This is a genomic window from Arthrobacter glacialis (genome assembly GCF_002909445.1).
GTDB classification, from domain to species: domain Bacteria; phylum Actinomycetota; class Actinomycetes; order Actinomycetales; family Micrococcaceae; genus Specibacter; species Specibacter glacialis.
The window spans coordinates 1-17,119 of record NZ_PPXC01000005.1 but is presented as its reverse complement, the minus strand read 5'-3'; the positions used below and the strand labels follow the sequence as shown (position 1 = coordinate 17,119).

15 protein-coding genes and 1 tRNA gene are annotated in these 17,119 nt (G+C 58.1%); 7 read left to right on the top strand and 9 right to left on the bottom strand.

What is annotated here, in order from left to right; genetic code table 11:
• Window positions 1-249 precede the first annotated feature (249 nt).
• Window positions 250-378, bottom strand: coding sequence for a hypothetical protein (locus tag CVS27_RS21470; protein WP_279325105.1), 129 nt, complete (start codon window positions 376-378; stop codon window positions 250-252).
• Between CVS27_RS21470 and CVS27_RS07440 the strand changes: the two genes are divergently transcribed.
• Together CVS27_RS07440 and CVS27_RS07435 are read left to right on the top strand one after the other, a co-directional pair.
• A complete protein-coding gene (locus tag CVS27_RS07440) occupies window positions 377-2,998 on the top strand; it encodes a helix-turn-helix transcriptional regulator (protein ID WP_165788274.1) in 2,622 nt (873 codons plus the stop codon). The genes CVS27_RS21470 and CVS27_RS07440 overlap by 2 nt on opposite strands.
• Window positions 2,999-3,210: 212 nt before the next feature.
• Complete coding sequence (locus CVS27_RS07435) at window positions 3,211-3,483, top strand: hypothetical protein (RefSeq protein WP_103465114.1); 273 nt, start codon at window positions 3,211-3,213, stop codon at window positions 3,481-3,483.
• 4 nt (window positions 3,484-3,487) lie between these two features.
• On the opposite strand, the gene CVS27_RS21235 is transcribed toward CVS27_RS07435, so the two are convergent.
• Complete coding sequence (locus CVS27_RS21235) at window positions 3,488-3,742, bottom strand: cell division protein CrgA (RefSeq protein WP_243399780.1); 255 nt, start codon at window positions 3,740-3,742, stop codon at window positions 3,488-3,490.
• A 262-nt stretch (window positions 3,743-4,004) separates the two neighbouring features.
• Here CVS27_RS21235 and CVS27_RS07425 point away from each other — a divergent pair, with 262 nt between their 5' ends.
• From CVS27_RS07425 to CVS27_RS07420, 3 genes are read left to right on the top strand one after another with little or no spacing between them, the layout of a single operon-like run.
• Window positions 4,005-4,787, top strand: coding sequence for a class E sortase (locus CVS27_RS07425; RefSeq protein ID WP_370739489.1), 783 nt, complete (start codon window positions 4,005-4,007; stop codon window positions 4,785-4,787).
• Window positions 4,787-4,951: a hypothetical protein gene (locus tag CVS27_RS20740; protein ID WP_165788108.1), complete on the top strand. Its 165-nt coding sequence runs from the start codon at window positions 4,787-4,789 to the stop codon at window positions 4,949-4,951. The genes CVS27_RS07425 and CVS27_RS20740 overlap by 1 nt, the downstream gene beginning before the upstream one ends.
• Window position 4,952: 1 nt before the next feature.
• Window positions 4,953-5,591 carry an anthranilate synthase component II gene (locus CVS27_RS07420; RefSeq protein ID WP_103465111.1) on the top strand — a complete coding sequence of 213 codons (639 nt, stop codon included), beginning with the start codon at window positions 4,953-4,955 and terminating at the stop codon, window positions 5,589-5,591.
• Between the two features lie 35 nt (window positions 5,592-5,626).
• On the opposite strand, the gene pknB is transcribed toward CVS27_RS07420, so the two are convergent.
• From pknB to CVS27_RS07385, 7 genes are all read right to left on the bottom strand, one after another.
• Entirely contained in the window at window positions 5,627-7,525 is a 1,899-nt protein-coding gene (gene pknB, locus CVS27_RS07415; RefSeq protein WP_103465110.1) for a Stk1 family PASTA domain-containing Ser/Thr kinase, read from the bottom strand.
• 68 nt (window positions 7,526-7,593) lie between these two features.
• On the bottom strand, window positions 7,594-9,375 hold the full coding sequence (locus tag CVS27_RS07410; RefSeq protein ID WP_103465109.1) for a protein kinase domain-containing protein: 1,782 nt from the start codon (window positions 9,373-9,375) through the stop codon (window positions 7,594-7,596).
• A complete protein-coding gene (locus CVS27_RS07405; RefSeq protein WP_103465108.1) occupies window positions 9,372-10,841 on the bottom strand; it encodes a peptidoglycan D,D-transpeptidase FtsI family protein in 1,470 nt (489 codons plus the stop codon). Before CVS27_RS07405 ends, CVS27_RS07410 begins: the two co-directional genes overlap by 4 nt.
• Window positions 10,838-12,232 carry an FtsW/RodA/SpoVE family cell cycle protein gene (locus CVS27_RS07400; RefSeq protein ID WP_103465107.1) on the bottom strand — a complete coding sequence of 465 codons (1,395 nt, stop codon included), beginning with the start codon at window positions 12,230-12,232 and terminating at the stop codon, window positions 10,838-10,840. Before CVS27_RS07400 ends, CVS27_RS07405 begins: the two co-directional genes overlap by 4 nt.
• Window positions 12,229-13,962 carry a PP2C family protein-serine/threonine phosphatase gene (locus CVS27_RS07395; protein WP_306418482.1) on the bottom strand — a complete coding sequence of 578 codons (1,734 nt, stop codon included), beginning with the start codon at window positions 13,960-13,962 and terminating at the stop codon, window positions 12,229-12,231. Before CVS27_RS07395 ends, CVS27_RS07400 begins: the two co-directional genes overlap by 4 nt.
• Entirely contained in the window at window positions 13,959-14,444 is a 486-nt protein-coding gene (locus tag CVS27_RS07390) for an FHA domain-containing protein FhaB/FipA (RefSeq protein WP_103465106.1), read from the bottom strand. The genes CVS27_RS07395 and CVS27_RS07390 overlap by 4 nt, the downstream gene beginning before the upstream one ends.
• The gene (locus CVS27_RS07385) at window positions 14,441-15,241 is read right to left on the bottom strand and encodes an FHA domain-containing protein (protein ID WP_103465105.1); all 801 of its coding nucleotides are present in this window, start codon (window positions 15,239-15,241) and stop codon (window positions 14,441-14,443) included. The genes CVS27_RS07390 and CVS27_RS07385 overlap by 4 nt, the downstream gene beginning before the upstream one ends.
• 386 nt (window positions 15,242-15,627) lie before the next feature.
• Between CVS27_RS07385 and CVS27_RS07380 the strand changes: the two genes are divergently transcribed.
• Together CVS27_RS07380 and CVS27_RS07375 are read left to right on the top strand one after the other, a co-directional pair.
• Window positions 15,628-15,710: transfer RNA gene (locus CVS27_RS07380), tRNA-Leu, on the top strand.
• A gap of 667 nt (window positions 15,711-16,377) precedes the next feature.
• Complete coding sequence (locus CVS27_RS07375) at window positions 16,378-16,755, top strand: phage holin family protein (protein ID WP_103465104.1); 378 nt, start codon at window positions 16,378-16,380, stop codon at window positions 16,753-16,755.
• The last annotated feature ends 364 nt before the right edge of the window (window positions 16,756-17,119 follow it).

The window sequence follows — 17,119 nt, the reverse complement described above, 5'->3', positions numbered from 1 at the left end:
CAAAGTTATCCACTTCTGTGGATAACTTTGTGAACAACTATGGATAACCACAGCTTCGAAGACGGGCTGTGGATAGTTCGAATGGGTTTTCAACGTCGGTGGATAAGTCTGTGGGTTGTGGGAAAAAGTTACACACAGTGTGGATAACCTTGGGGATAGTGACCTATATTTCGTTTCGCGGGACTAATACGGCATCCCTATCGACACAATCACCAACACGTACTTAGACTAAGGACAGTGTTATTGGCCTCACCTGGACCAGCTGCCAGCCATGGCGGCGGTGCCGCCACGCTTCGGCTGGACGCACAGGTCTTGGTACATGAAATGGGGATGTGTGGCCCGCGGGGCAAATATTGGGGAAATAGTTGAGCTACTCATGGACAGCACCTCCAAAGGTGTCCTCATAGTAGGTTCCAGAGGCACGGGAAAAACGTGGATACTCGGTCAGCTTCTGGCCGCCCTTGGCCCGGACGTTGTGACTATCAGGCTCTCGGCCAGCAAATCCTTGGCCGCCATACCTTTTGGTGCCGTCAATGCCCGGGTGGGCACAAGTGTGATCCGCAGCAGTGACTACTATGAGGTCCTGAACGGACTTATGGATCAGATCCATGCATCGGCAGAGGGCGCCAGTCAGGTGCTGTTGATGGTGGACAATGCCGAACATTTGGATTCCCAGAGCACGGCCATCATTCTCCAAGTGGTCATGTCCTCGAGCGCCAAATTGATCCTGGTGGACCAACACGGCAGCCATCAAAGTCATTTGAGGGAACTATGGCGTGATGGGCACTTGTCCCGCTTTGAATTGGCACCGCTCAAGCCCGAAGATGTGCAAGATTTCCTTGAAGGACTGCTGGGCGGCAAAGTAGCGCGCCCAACAACCGACTATCTAACCAGCCGTTCGGGCGGGAATCCACTGATTTTGAATGGCTTGGTGGCTGGCGCCCAAGAAGAGGGTTCCCTACGCAAAGTCAACAATGTGTGGATTTTGGCTCACCCGGCCGATCGGCTCGGTTCGGAATCTTGGGAATACCTGCAGATGGATCTGGACCACGTGCCTGCGCCATCCCGACGCATCATTGAAATTCTGGCTCTGGCCGGCCCATTGCCATTGGATGTGCTCCTTGATCTAACCAGCCCCGACGTGGTGGATGATATTCAACAGCGTGAACTAGTGGTCATTGTGCCCGGCGTATGTTTAACCATGCGCCTGGCACGGGCCGCCACGGCGGCACCCATCCGGGCGGCGATTCCGGTGGGAAGCAGTCGCCGGCTCTATGCCGACGTTTCAAAGGTCGTGCCCCCGGAACAGCATGGCAATCCGGAATTCATCGTCAACTTCACCCGATGGGCCTTGGACTGCGGGGTCCCCGTCGGCGATGGGCAAATCTTGGCGGCGGCCACATGGGCGAACCGGCTCATGCGCCCCTTGGAGGCCCTGCAATTTTGCTCCATCAAAGTAGATGCTAACCACTCCGCGGCGTTGTTGGCGCAGCAATCCATTGCCCGACTGAACCAAAACCATAAAGATGTGGCACGCTCGCTCGCACTGCAGGCGCTTGCTCTGGCACCAACACCGGAGATTGCCGCCAGCGCCTTGCATGCAGTGCATCTGAGCCACCTGTCGCATTTGGACTACGAGACCATCTTTGATGGTGCCCTGAAGAATTTTGAAAGCCGATTTTCTCCGGTGATCCTGCAGGAATCCTCTACCCGGGCTGACATCGAAGTGCTAATCCTGTGTGCCTTTAGGGATGTGGCGGTAGGGGACAGTGTTCGGGCAAGTGAGAATATTGAAGCATTGCTGCGGCACCCGCTGACAGCCAACATCAGCGATCAAACGGCCTTGAAATCATTGATGGGTGAGATTCTCAGCGCCACCGGCCGGATGAGCTCAGCCGTGCTGACAGCCATGGAAGTAATCGCCAATCTGAGCCGCCCTGAGGGATTCCCTCGTCCAGATATAGCCCTGCTGGCCTATGCCAGATCTGTTGCCGTCTTCATATACGACGGCGCCTGGGAGCATGTGCGCGGGGCCCTGGAACCTTCAACGTTTACCAATCCTGACCTCATGCTGTTTTCAGGCGGGCTGAAAGACTTGGCAGCTGCCATGGTGCAGTGCCGCCGTGGCCACGTCGAGGAAGCCATTGTGGCGTTGAACGCGGCAGTGGGGGTTTTGTCTGACTATGATCCCTGGTCGGTACTGCATTCGGCACTTGGGCTGCTGGCCTATTGTCTGGCGATGCGTGGGGACATTGCTGGTTCGCAAGAACGCTTGAGCCAGCTGGCAGCCCTCAATCGGCGCAGCAACAAGTTTTACTACTTGGAAGGAGCGGCCTACGCTGCGGCGGCCCAATTCATGTCAGGCCAATCCGAGCTGGGCCTGGCACGGTTGAGGCATCTGCAACGTGAGTGTGCCACTCGGGGCTTTCTTGGCATCGAGCTGACTGTTTTGTCACTCATGGTTCGTGTGGGTGATGCTGCGGCCGTGCTTAGGCTATTCGAGGTGGCCAGGCTATTGGAGTCCGGCAGTAAAGGGTTCTTCGAAGAATGGTCCAGTGCCATGCGATCACAGGAACCGGCAGGCCTTGACAAGGCAAGCAACACCGCCATGGCATATGGTTTTGAGCTTATTGCCGTTGAGCTGGCCACCCTTGCCCTGAAGAAGTTCAACGATCACGGCAAGGTTCACAAAAGCCGCAAGACAGCCAGCAAGGTCGTGGCCATGCGGGAAAAGATGCCAGGGCTGGTGTCGCCGGTTTTTCAGGCCATCGATCAGCCCCAAATGACCCGCCGCGAGCACCAGATAGCACTATTGGTGGCCCAAGGGGAGTCCAACAATTTCATTGCAGACAGGCTGAATGTTTCATTGCGCACCATTGAAGGACACCTCTACAGGACATTTATTAAATTGGACATTCAGTCGAGGGATCAATTAGCCACCAAAATCAACGGTGGAGACGACACTTCCGAGCAACACTCGGATGTTCTCTACTCCTAAACCCCTTTGACGTTCTAATACACACCAATGTCGGTGTTTTTTCCGGGCCACGATGAACCGCTGGAACAATTCGGATCTGACAGGGGTGGGTTTTGTGCCATCAGGTTGTTGTTGCCCTGTGCACAGGATTGCAATCCGCCTAGACTCAGAAGCAGGATGGCATTGACGCCGGAACAGGTCTGGCGCGATGCTCTAGAAAGCAGGGCAGCAGGATGTCTGAGCAGGAAGCTGAGAGTGGACGCTACGTGGAAGGTGACTTCGGTAAGGCCGGCGCCGAGGCGGGTCACAGGGCCGGAGATCCGGAGGGTAGCTACGTAGAAGGTGACTACGGGACGGCAGGCTCAGAGGAGGCTCAGGACGGTGGGGACCGCGGACAGTTCGTTGAAGCTGACTACGGCACGGCCGGAGATGTCCCTGGCCGTGCCGCTGAGGATCCTAAAGGCCGCTACATTCAAAGCGAGCAAGAGGAAGAAAACAATACTTAAAGGACTAGCTGCGCCAGCGGGTGGTCATCATGAAGCCGGCCAAGGCGATGCCGAAGCCAATGCCAATGTTCCAGTTATTAATGTTTGGGATGGGCAGGGCGCCGTCGGAGATGTAGTAGGTGATGATCCACACCAACCCGAGCAACATCAGCGTGACCATGACCGGCAAGAACCAGACGGCGTTGGGCTTCTGTGTCTTGCTGGAAGGCGTAGTGGCCGGCCCTTTGGTGGGGCGGGGACGCGATTTTGACTCGGGCACAGGAGCTCCTTGACGAAGTGGCCGACTAAATCGGCAACCGTGGTGGGTGGACGGCAGTTCTTGTTGCTGTGATGTTGCTGGGCAAATTATTCCAAGGCGGTGAACTGCCGCTATTGTTGACGTAATTCTAGCTGCATTTAGTGCAGTCGCGGATTGCATGACATTGCCGCTCAACTTCAGTCAGGAGACCCGCGTGGTTCGATCGCCAGGCCACGTCGATTCAGCCGTGGGCGTCGATGAGTTGATCTCCGACAACGAAAACGTGCGCCATCAGCGCAGACGTGCCGCCCGACGCCAGCGCGCCCAGCGTCCCAAGCAAGGCTTCTTCCGTACCTTGGTCCAGATCATTGGTGAACTCCTCATCACCTGCGGCATCATCTTGCTGCTGTTTGTGGTGTGGGAGCTGTGGTGGACCAATATTGAGGCCAACACGGCCCAGCAGGCGGCCGTGTCACAGTTTGCCCAGGAATTTCAGGGCCCGGTAACTCCCCCGGCCCCAGCCGCTCCCACCGATTTTGGTCCACCCAAGGTCATGGACGCCCCTGAACTACCCAGCACAGTCTTCGGCATCGCCTACGTTCCGCGATTTGGCGAAAATTACAGCCGTCCGCTCGTGGAGGGTGTGGGCCAGGCACAGCTGGATACCTTGGGTCTGGGGCGGTATGACAGCTCAACCATGCCGGGCGGTGTTGGCAACTTTGCCGTGGCCGGGCACAGGCAAACCCACGGCGCTGTTTTGGATGCCATTCATACACTGGTTCCCGGCGACAAGATTTACATCCAAACCAAAGATGGTTACTACACCTACGTGTTCCGCAACAACCAGATCGTGATGCCCAGCCGTGGGGACGTCTTGTTGCCGGTACCGACCCAACCGGATGCCAAAGCCACCGAGCGTTTCTTGACTATGACCAGCTGCAATCCAAGGTTTGGTGCCGAGGAACGCATCATTGCCTACTCGATCCTCGAATCGTGGCAGCCTGCCAGCGTTGGCCCGCCCGCAGCGATTGCCGCACAAGTTGCAGCGAACCAGAAAGGCCAATAATGTACGGCTGGATTTTTAGACACCTGCCAGGGCCCCTGTGGTTCCGCATCATCACTGCAGTTCTGTTCGTCGTGGCGGCCGTGTTCCTGTTGATGCAATACGCCTTCCCGTGGTTGTCACAGTTCAACCCCCTTACCGACTCCACGATTGGCAGCGGACCCTAAGATGGCCACACGAATCCTTGTCATAGATAACTACGACAGCTTTGTTTACACACTGGTTGGCTACCTGCAGCAACTGGGTGCAGAGACAACAGTTGTGCGCAACGATGACGTCACCTTGGCTGAAGCCATTGAACTGGCATCTGCGCGCGACGGCGTACTGGTCTCCCCCGGCCCGGGCACCCCCGCCGAGGCTGGCGTTTGCATCGATCTCATCAAGTGGTGCGGCGAGAACGCCAAGCCCATGCTCGGCGTGTGCCTGGGCCACCAGGCGCTGGCCGAGGCCTATGGTGGCGTCGTAACCCATGCCGAACAGCTCATGCACGGCAAAACCAGCGAGGTGCTCCATCACGGCACCAGCGTTTTTGCGGGGCTACCCAGCCCCGTGACAGCCACCCGCTACCATTCACTCTCGGCAGTGCGTGCGACTATCCCGGACGTACTGGAGATTACTGCAGAGACGGCCGACGGCGTGATCATGGGTTTGGCGCACAAGCACGCCCCATTGTGCGGTGTGCAGTTCCACCCAGAATCTGTTCTCACCCAGGGTGGTTACCTTATGTTGGGCAACTGGCTCGAATCGTTGGGCTTGGCAGGAGCGGCGGCTACAGCGGCAACCCTGAGCCCGCTTATCAACAGCTAGTCCGGCAGTTGCCCGGATTGGCCCGGAGCTTTGGCTTAAGGGTCCGGCGGGGCCGGATCGCTGGTTTTCACCGGTGCCAGCGGCGTGGGTGTCGGCGTGCTGCTCGGTGATGGGGTGGCCGGTTCGGGTGCTTTGGCCAAGGTGATGACAACGGTGGTCCGTTGTGCCACTTTACTCCCCGCCGTTATCGACTGATCCGTCACCATGCCAGGGGTGACAACGGAGTTTTCAGCCTCTTGCCACTCGGGTTCCAAATAGGGGGAAGCCTTCTTGAGCGCTGCCGTGACAGCTTCCTTCACCTTCTCCGGATCCTTGGTGAGATCAAACAGTGACGGCATGATGACCTGGCCGTTGGAGATCTTTAAAGTGACACTGGTACCCACGGCCACGCTGGCCCCGGGTGCCGGGTCAGTGGTGACCACAAGGTTTGCGGCGATGGCGGGGTCAGTGACGAAGTCATTGGAATTGAATTTCAAGTTCAGCGCGCCCAGGTTCGCCCGGACCTCGGACTCGGTCTTTCCTGCCAAGTCCTTGGGGATGGTGACCTCCGAGGGACCTTTTGAAACAAAAACATCGACCTTTGACTGAGGGTTCACTAAAGCCCCGGTGCCCGGATCGGTGCGGATGACGTCTCCTGGTGCCATCGTTGCGGAAAATTCCTCTGTACTGTCGGGCTCGAGCCCCAAATTCAGCAACTGGGTCAGGGCGTCATCCTTGCTGACACCAACAAGGGATGGCACGGAGACTTGCTCAACGGCTATAGGCCGGGGATTGAGCAGGTTGTAGCCCAGAACTGCACCACCGCCCAGCACAATCGCCAACAAGACAAAAAGTGTTGCCATCCAAGCCCTGCGGCGCCGCTTCAGGTCCGGAGCGAGATCCGCGACTTCCTGTCCACTGGTGTCCGCCGTCGTGAGCGCTCCCCCTGCCATGACCTTTGCCATGGCGCGGGTGGCAGGTCCGTCGTCGTCGAGAACTGGGGAACTCGCAAGTGTTGCCAGGGCAGGTGCAGAAACCGGAACAACCGGATCAACCGAATGGTCCACGCTGGGCCCGGGCGTCGGCATGACTCCCGTACGGGCAGCACGAAGGGCTCTGCGGAAGGATGTGGCATCCTGGAATCGGTGGTTGCGATCCTTTTGAAGTGCGCGCATGAGCACAGCATCCAGCGCGGCTGACAGCTCGGGGTTGAAGGTGCTCGGGGTGGGCGGTTGTTCACGCACGTGCTGGTAGGCGACGGAAACGGGTGAATCACCCGTGAATGGTGGGCGCCCAGCCAGCATTTCGTAGAGCAGGCAGGCAGCTGAGTAGAGATCACTGCGGGCGTCAACACTTTCACCGCGAGCCTGTTCGGGTGACAGGTATTGGGCGGTGCCCATGACCGTTTGAGTTTGTGTCATGGTTGCCGCGGAGTCGGCAAGAGACCTGGCGATGCCAAAATCCATGACCTTGACCTGGCCCAACAAGCCGTGTTCGTCTTGGGTGACCATGACGTTGGCTGGCTTGATGTCGCGGTGCACAATGCCGGCGCGGTGACTGTAATCCAGGGCAGCCAGCACGCCAAGGGTGTAGTCGATGGCCGCATCCACGCTCATGTCCTTGCTGCGGATTAAGTCACGCAACGTCTTGCCCCGGACGTACTCCATGACAATGTAGGGCAAATGCGCGGTGTCACGCGTCTGATCCGCGGTGAAGTGCTCACCAGTATCGTAGACAGCAACAATCGACGGGTGATTGAGCCCGGCCACAGCCTGAGCTTCACGGCGGAAGCGGGCCTGCAGGTGAGAGTCCCTAGCGACGTCGGCGCGCAGCAATTTGATGGCCACAGTACGGCCCAAACGGATGTCATGAGCCATGTAGACATCAGCCATGCCGCCACGACCCAGCAACTCCCCAATCTCATACCTGTCATTCAGGACGCGCGGAACACTCATGAGTATCTGGTTTGTCCTTTCATTGTGAGGCGTTGGTGGATGAGATTGGAGAGATGCGCGGGTTGAGACTATGGCTTCTTGCCGTCCGCCGGTGCCGGGGTGGTAGCTGCAGTGGCGGGACCGGTGGAGACGTAGTAGGTGACAACTGAACCAACAGCTACCTGTGTTCCTGCAGTCGGATTGGTGCGAATCACGTTCCCCACGGTAACCACTGATGCTTCTTCAACACGTGCCGGGATGAAGCCAGCGGCAACCAAGGCAGCGTCGTATGCATTGCCTTCCTGACCAGCGGACGATGGGACAGCCGCCGTTACAGGCGGCTCAGCGCCCTTTGAAACCGTGAGGGTGACAGCGGAGCCAACATTTTGGAGCCCAGTTGGACTCACGGAGACGACTTGCCCCGCGGGCACCGAGTCGCTGAACTCCTCAACGCTCACCACAGTCATTCCAGCGTTCTTCAGGATCCCTTCGGCCTCGCCGAAGGTCTTGCCAACCAACATATTGCTGACGACGTCGAATTGCTGGGGAGCCTCCGACGTGGGGGGCAACGACTCCTGTGTGGGGGTGGGGGCTTCCGAGGTAGTGGGCGGGGCCGACGTCGTGCGCGTGGCGGTGGTGGGCGCCTTAGTTTCGGTCGGTGAAGCATCTCCACCAAAGAACCCTGCACCCTGCAGCAGCAGGGCGCCTAGTGCGAAGACCAGCAAGGCAATCAAGGCAATGAGCGGCCAAGTCCAGGGACTGCGGCGCTTCTTGGCCGGTTCCTGCTGCTCTTCCTCGTCCAGGGCGAGATCGTGGTCTTCGCTCTCGGCCTGCCAGGCACGTTCGGCACCGAGGATTTCAGCCCGTGTCTGATGTGCGGCTGTTTCCTGGCCGTCGTCACCGAGAATGGGCAGGGCCGTGGTGCTGGGCTCAGCGATGCTCGAAACCACAGTCGTGGGCGCCGTTGCGTTGATGTCAACGGGCGCCGTGATGGGACCTGTGGTGGATTCAAACAGCAGCATGCCAGGGACTGCCGCATGGGCAGCCGGAATGTCGCCAGCGCGGATGGCCTCGGCAGCCTCCGCCAGCTTCAGGGCATTTGCAGGCCTGTTGCTGGGTTCCTTGGCGAGCATGGACATCAGCAGGGCCCGCACTGGTGTGGGCAGAGTGTCGGGCAGTGGCGGCGGCGCGTCATTGACCTGAGCCAAGGCGATGGCAATCTGCGATTCGCCGGAGAACGGCCGGTGTCCGGTGATGCACTCGTAACCAATAACGCCCAAGGCGTATATGTCAGAGGATCCCGTGGCTATTTGGCCGGTGGCCTGCTCGGGAGCCAAGTACTGGGCGGTGCCCATGACCTGGCCCGTCTGCGTCAAAGGCACCTGGTCAGCCAAGCGTGCAATGCCAAAATCGGTGATCTTGACCCGACCATCGGGGGTGATGAGCAAGTTGCCGGGCTTGACGTCGCGGTGGACCAAGCCTTGGGCGTGCGCCACAGCCAAGGCGCGGGCCGTCTGGGCGATCATGGACAGTGTCCAGTCGGCGGAGAGCACATGCTCACGCTCGATCAAAGCCGACAGCGGCTCGCCGGGCACCAATTCCATGACCAGATAGGCGGAGCCATCTTCTTCGCCGTAGTCAAAGACGTTAGCGATTCCCTCATGGTTCAGCAGGGCTGTGTGCTTGGCTTCGGCCCGGAACCTGGCTCGAAAGCCGGGATCACCGGTGTATTCGTCCTTGAGAATCTTGATGGCCACTATACGGCCCAGGACCAGGTCCTGTGCCTTCCAAACCTCGCCCATACCGCCAATGGCAATGCGTGATGTGAGTTGGAACCTGCCGCCTAAGGTGATACCAGAAATAGGCCTCACTTATTCAACACCGCCTTGAAGAGTTTGCTTGCGTTTGGACTAGTTAATTGTGCTCCGGTGGCAACGTCGACCCCTGGCATGACGATCGACACCACCACTTCGGGATCATTGGCTGGAGCGAAGCCGGTAAACCATGCGTTGTTCAACATAGTGCCGGACTCATTCAGACCGAGCTCAGCCGTGCCCGTCTTGGCTGCAACTTCAACGCCGGGAACTGCCGCCGCCGAGGCAATGCCATTGTCAACAACACTGACCATCCAGTCGGTGATCTGTGCTGCGATTTCCGGCGTGGTGGACTGGCGCAGGACCTCAGGGGTCAAGCTTGAAACGGTCTTTAGATCCGGGGTGCGGACCGTTTTCACCAAATTGGGTGTCATTTGTTGGCCGCCGTTGGCAATCGCGGCTGTCATCATGGCAATTTGCAGCGGCGATGCCAGAACATCCTTCTGGCCGATTGCGCTCTGGGCCAGGCCGGGGGCGTCGAGGACACCCTGACTCCCGGGGAAGCGGCTGTCAACAACTCTATCCGGGAAGTACACGGAATCATCATTGAAGCCAAATTTATTGGCCTGGGCTGTCATGGCATCTTGGCCCAGATCCAGCGCGATGCTGGCAAACGGTGTGTTGCAGGAGTTCTCCAGAGCAAAGGCAAAGGACGCCTTGTCCCGGATTGCGCACTGCCCGTTCGCGTAGTTTGGCAGCGTGTAGGTGATGCCGGGGAAGGTCATGGGGGAAGGGTTGGGCAGGATACTGTCCTTGTTGTATTTTCCGGACTCGAGCGCGGCTGCCGTGTCAACGAGCTTGAAAACAGAGCCTGGTGAGTACAAGCCTTTGTAGGCTTTGGAGCCATACAGGTTGATTCCTGGAACACCCACGAGTGACGCCATGGCCGCATTGACAGCTTTCTCGTCGTGGCTGGCCAGCAGGTTCGTGTCATAGGAAGGCTTGGACACCATGGCAATGATGGCGCCAGTCTTGGGGTTCATGACCACGATGGAGCCGTCCACACCGTCAGGAATCATGTCATAGGCAAGTTTTTGAATATTCGCATCAATGGTCAGCTCCACGGAGCGGCCCTGAGGTTGTTTCCCGGTAAAGGTCTGGGCGATGCGATCAAATAAGGCGTCGTCGGAGGTGCCCGTGAGCTGCTCCCGCATGGCGTACTCTATGCCGGACTGTCCGGAGAACCTGCTAAAGAAACCTGTCAGGCCCGCATACAGCAATGGATCGTTGTATTTGCGCTGGAACTTGCAATCGGTGTTAGTGGGAACGGACTCGGCGATGGCTTGTCCGTCAACAAGAATGGGCCCACGGTTTCCGCAGAAAGTCTTGAGCAGTTGCCTGTTGTTGTTGGGGTTGGCGTTGAGCGAGTCCACGGCAAAGAACTGCACATAGGAGATCGATCCAAAAAGCAGTGCAAACAAGGCGATGGCTACTATCCAGGAATTTCGAATTGCTTGATTCATGGCTTGGTCACCTCCAGTTTCGTATCATGTTCTTGCGGCCCTGAAGCTGATGGTTCGGGCGTGTTGGAGACGTCAATGGGGCGGCGTGCGGCGTCGGAAATCTTTAGTATCAAGGCCACGATGATCCAGTTCGCCAAGAGTGAAGAACCGCCGGCGGCCAGAAACGGCGTGGTCAGTCCTGTCAGGGGGATGAGCCGTGTGACTCCGCCGATGATGATGAAGCACTGCAGTGCGACAGCAAACGACAACCCCACAGCAAGCAGCTTGCCGAAAGCGTCCCGAGTTCCCAGGGCAGCTCGGAAGCCGCGGGAAATGAAGAGTGTGTAGAGGCTAAGAACGGCGAATAGGCCAACCAGGCCAAGCTCCTCACCAATGCTGGCAATGATCATGTCGCTATTGGCCAGGGGTACGGTGTCGGGTGAGCCTTGACCAAAGCCGGTCCCTATGAGGCCGCCATTCGCCAGCCCGAAAAGCCCTTCGACCACTTGAAAACTGCCGCCTGCAGCGCCAATGTATTCGGGGTCAAGGGCATTGACCCACACGTCGATGCGCCGGGTGACGTGGGGGAAAATCTGGTATGCCGCGACACCACCAACGGCGATGAGGGCTAGGCCGATCAAGATCCAGCTGATGCGGCTCGTGGCCACATAGATCATGACCATGAACAAGCCAAAGAAGAGGATTGATGAACCAAGATCCCGCTGGAAAACCAGCACGCCCACACTGGCCAGCCAGGCTACGATCATGGGCGCCAAGTCCCTGGCCCGAGGCAATTGGAGCTTGCCGATCTTCTTGCCGGCCAGCAGTATCAAGTCACGGTTTGAGGATAGGTACCCGGCAAAGAATATAGCCAGGGTGATCTTCGCAATTTCACCTGGCTGAAAAGTGAAGGGCCCAATGGCAATCCATACGGTGGCGCCGTTGACGTTGCCGGCACTGATTCCGGGAACGAGCGGCAAGACCAGCAGCACAACGGAGGCAAGCAGGGAGATGTAGGTGTAGCGGCGCAGAATTCGGTGATCGCGCAGGAACCAGATCACAGCTATGGCAGCAACTACGGCGAGACTTGTCCACATCCACTGGCGCTGTCCGGCCGTGTCGCCTGAGGTGATGTCCAGGCGGTGAATGACGGCCAATCCAATGCCGTTGAGCGCAACAACCACCGGTAATATAACCGGGTCGGCATATTTAGCCTTGATGCGAAGCGCTATGTGGAAACCGATGGAAAGAACGGCGAGAATAGCGATCTGGGTGTAAAAGTCGTTGTCAAAAGTGCGTCCCAGATTGAGATTCACCAGAGCATTGGCCATGGTGGCAAGGCTCAGCGCCAAGATCAGCAAGAGCAGTTCAGTGTTGCGCCGAGGCTTTGCCACGGTTAACAGTTGGCTCATTGTCCGCCTCCGGGGATGCACGTAGCTTGCGCGGTTGCTGTGTTGCTTGCCTGCGGAGTTGGTGTCCCACTGGTTTTGGCGGAGGCAGACGGGCTGGATGTTGGAGCTGCCGTGGTGGTTGAACTGGCAGAGCTGCTCGCCGGTGGGGCCGTTGATGCAAGATCGCACGGGGGCGTGCTCGTGCCGGTGCCCAGTTGCAGGTCGCTGATGATTTGCTCCGCACTGGCCAGTGTGGAGGCCGGCACAGTCTGGGAAACCAGCTGTTGCGAATAGCTCGGCAGGGAATCAACGTTCACGCCGGTTTCACGGTGCAGGTGGGACAACGAAATGGGGCCCAATGATTGTGAGACGCCTTGGAAGATTGCTACATTGCCGTTGGATTCGCCCACAAAGTACTGTGTTTGGGTCCATGCGTACGCTCCCCAGGAGGCCGCCACGATGACCAGTGCCGTCAGTGCGCCGGTGATTGCCCAAACCCATGGGCGTTGCCGAAGTCGAGGCAAGGAGACTTCCGTGTCCTCCACAAGGACCGGCGCAGTGTTGGTTTTGTGTGTGAGGACAGTTGCAGCTCGCTGCGTTGCAGGTTGTCTGGCCAGCTGTGGGATCTTCCCCTCAGCATTGGCTGTCACTGCCGCTCCCACCAGCTCATGCTCGCGCGAGGCCAGTTCCCGCAGAATCACCGCAGCCCGGATGTGCGTATCAAGCGCAGCCGCGTCGTCGGCGCGGGTTTTTGATGTCTCGGCGCCTGGTACTGCAGCGCCTGGTACTGCAGCGACTGATTCTGCTGTGCCTGATACTGCTGTGCCTGGGCCCTCGTCGAGGGCAGCTGAATCGTCGGCGGCCTGGCTTTGCGCCTCAGCTGCCGGGAGCTGCTCAGGGGCGTCCGTGGCGTCGTCCGTGGCAGTCTCATCGGCCAACGATGCCAGCTCTGGCTCTTCGGCAACAGTCGTGGCCCCAACGGTGGACAATGCGGCGGTGTCAGTGTCGTTTGGCACGCTTTCAACGACGTCGAACACCACCACGGTGACGTTGTCAGGAGAACCGGCCGCAAGAGTCAGTTCAATCAAGGTATCCGCGGCCGTGGCTAGCGATTTGGTGTGCCGGATGACCTCTTCGACCATTTCATGGCGAACAAAGTTCAGCCCGTCCGAACACAGGAGCCAACGCTCACCAGCCGTGACGTCGAAGTATTTCAAATCCAATTCGGGGGATGCATCAACATCACCCAGTACGCGCATCAGCACGTTCTTGTGGGGATGCACCTCGGCCTCGGCCTCGGTCATGCGCCCCTCATCGATCATGCGCTGCACAAAAGTATGATCGGTGCTCATCTGCTCGAAGGTGCCATCCTTGAGCCTGTAGGCGCGTGAATCGCCAATGTGCGCATAGGCCAAGCGGTCCCCGGAGAGCAGCAGGGCAGTGACGGTGGTGCCCATGCCGGCAAGTTTGGGATTGACGTGGACAAGCTCCGAGAGCAGGGAGTTGGCGCTTTGGATCTCGTCAGCAAGATGCGTGCCGGCGTCGCCGTCGTGGTGGTTGTGATCGAGATGGATCAGATCCAGGACGGTGGAGGCGCTGGCCACATCGCCACCGGCATGACCGCCCATACCGTCAGCAACCACGGCCAAGTACTTGCCTGCATAGGCAGAGTCGTCATTCTTGGCCCGAACCATGCCCACATGTGATCGGGCGGCATACCGCAGAATCAGTGGGTTTTTGGCCATACTCATGGCCTCAATTCGATGACCGTTTTACCGATCCGCACCGGAACACCGAGTTCCACAGGGAGTGCGCGTGTCAGCGCGGTGCCGCCCAAATAGGTCCCATTGGTGGACCCCAGATCTTCAATGAACCAGCGTGTACCCTGCGGAAACAGGCGTGCATGGCGTCCTGAAGCGTAGTCATCCTCCAAGACCAAGGTGGCCTCCTGCGCCCTGCCCAACAAGATGGGCGTGCCATCGAGTTCTAAGGTGGTGCCCGCCAAGGGACCTTCGGTGACCACCAATTGGCGGGCCTGAATCTTGGCTGGAGGAGAATCCTGAACCAGCTCCGGATGTTTGCGTGCCTGGCGGGCCGTGGGGGCACCAACTTTTGCTTTGCGCCCAATGACCAGGTCGCGTCGCATGGCTGCCACCACGGCAAACACCATGATCCACATCAAGACCAGGAAGCCGAACCGCATGATGGTGACTACAAGACTGAGATCGTTCATCCTTGAATACCGCCTCGTGCTGGCAAGATCCGGAAAGTTATTTGGGTGTGCCCCATGGTGATCGTCGATCCGTCATGCAGCGGCGCCGTGCCGTTGACGCGACGTCCGTCCACATAGCTGCCGTTGGTGGAGCCCAGGTCAACGGCTGTTGTGGCAGTGCCTTGGGTGCGGATCTCTAAATGCTTGCGTGAAACGCCTGTGTCGTCGATCAATATGTCTGCATCAGTCGACCTGCCCAGAATGATTGACTGGGCGTTAAGGGAGTACCGCTGGCCGTCAATGTCCAATACCGGCTGGCCTTGGACCGACGACGGCGTTGGCTGGCGCTTGTAGAGCGGCGCAGGTGCCGATGTCGATGAGGCCGGATTCTGGCTGGGCCTTGCCGGAGGGCGTGACGGGCTGGCTGCTGGTACTGCCGGAGCCCCGCTTTCCTTCTCGGTGGCGGACAAGACGTCAAATTGTCCCGCACGGAGCTCGGCAAGGTGATTGAAGGCAACCCGTACGGGCCCCTGCAGCACATAGCCCTGACTCCGTGAGTGGTTAATGACCACATCGCACAATTCTTCGGCCAGGGTGACGCCCCAGGCGCGGGCCCGCTCAAAATCTGCATCGCCCAATTGAATATTGAAGACATTGGGGGCCAAGGTGCGACCTGCATCCAAGGTCATCGCCTTGTCATCGAGTTCACGGCGAAGGGCGCTGGCCATCTCCACGGGCTGGAGCTGCTTCGAGCCGAGGGAGAAGGCGCCGCGAACTGCCTTTTCAATGCCTTTTTCAACGTTGTCAAACAATCCCATGTGCTCTCCTCTCCTAATCTCTCTTGCTGCCCCAGTACGGGAACAGCAAAATCGGCTGGCATCAGCGCTTTGAAACGGCGCAGATGCCGAGCTGCCCGCAGCGCGGTCAACCTGGTTCAAAGTTGATACTACTGCGCGAGTCTTGGAATATCCCTATTGCCGGGAGGGGATGTGGCGGATTTCCTACCAGGGTAGGGGTTGGGGGTTTAGCGGGAAAAGCTAGCTAAAGCCCCTAGAAATAGAGGATTTCAGGGTCTGGGATGGCAGCAGTAGTGGCATCCTGAGTCGTGTGGGGATGCTCGTTTTGGTATTTCGGAAAGTCTCCTATATGCTTGATCTCGCTGTTCCACTGAATGTTGAAAAACATTCGATGGACTGCGAAAAACGCGCGAGTGGCGGAACGGCAGACGCGCTGGCTTCAGGTGCCAGTGTCCGAAAGGGCGTGGGGGTTCAAATCCCCCCTCGCGCACGTTTTTGAATCAATCTCCGGTGGAACCAATGGTTCCGCCGGGGATTTTTTGTTGTGCCCCGATCTGAACCACACGAGTTCGCAGAGGTCTTGCGGCAAATCGGTGCGGAGGATAGAGGTACCAGTCAAAGGCTCGGTGTCCGGTGGGTCTGTTTTGGCTAAGGCCACTGATTCCTTGCTGGCATCGAGTTGGGGACGCATTGGGAACTCAGGCCTTTTGCTAGCGCCAACGCGTGACTAAGGGCTTGAAGCGCCACAGATTTTCAACGCCACCCAGGTCTCACAGCACTGGCAGAACCGTTCCGCACGAGCTTCTGAGTACATACACCTCACCGGGATTGACTGTTAGGAACCGCAACCCCGCATGCTTTCAAAGCAGGCGCACACCCCTACAACCCCCATAAACTCTGACCAAAATGGCAATCCTGTAAACACATTCTGGCGGCTAACCCATGTAGCAGCAGTCTATGTAGAGGCATAGGAGTCCTTATAGAGGAGCCCATAGTCGTGCAGTGCTGCTTGTGGAGCTCGGCGTCAGGCCCGATGGATGGATAGTGGACGCATCAGGGATGCGTAGGTATGGCTTCCTCGTCTACGTGGGTGCGGCAACAGTCCTAAGCAGGCACGGATCCTCCCGTTCATCTCTCTCAGCGATTAGGCTCGGGACATGAAGAAACTAGTGATAGGCATCGGCGTACAGCTGGGCAGCTCGGCCGTGGCCATTATTCTCGCCGCACTATTCCTGCCGGGGTTCCATCTGCGCTTCTCGGGATTCCTGACGGCGATCATCGTCTTTACCCTTGCGCAGTCGTTGCTGGTAGGGCTGGTGGCCAAATTAGCCACCAAGTACACACCGGCACTTGCCGGCATCGCATCGTTGGTCTCAACGTTCCTTGCACTCGTCATTGCAGACTTCGGTTTTGGCGGGATCAACATCAACGGATTCTTTACCTGGATGCTTGCGCCGCTCATCGTCTGGGCAGTGACTGCCCTTTGCGCCGTTCTGGTGCCCAGGTACGTGTTGAAGGAATCCGTCACCAACTAGCTTCACCGTGTCCAGCATCGCCACTCGCATGCTTAGACATGGGAGGGTTCTGTGGTTTGCGTGTTCGCGTAAAAGAGTGTATTGTTTTTCGAGTTGCCCCGCTCGTTGGGGGAACGAAAAACCCCCTACTTGATGCCGGTTTTCCGGTGTTTTTGTGGTGTTTTGGTTGGTTGGTTCGCTGTTTAGTGGATTTGCTTTTCTGAAACAATGTGGGTAAGCTTGAAAAGTTGCCTCGGCACTGATCATCGCGGACTGTTTGTTGGTTTGGGTGTGTTGGCTGGGTGTGGTTGTTGTTTGAGAACTCAATAGTGTGCCAAGTTTTATTGATACCAATTTATTTATATTGAATTGGTTATTTGGTTTT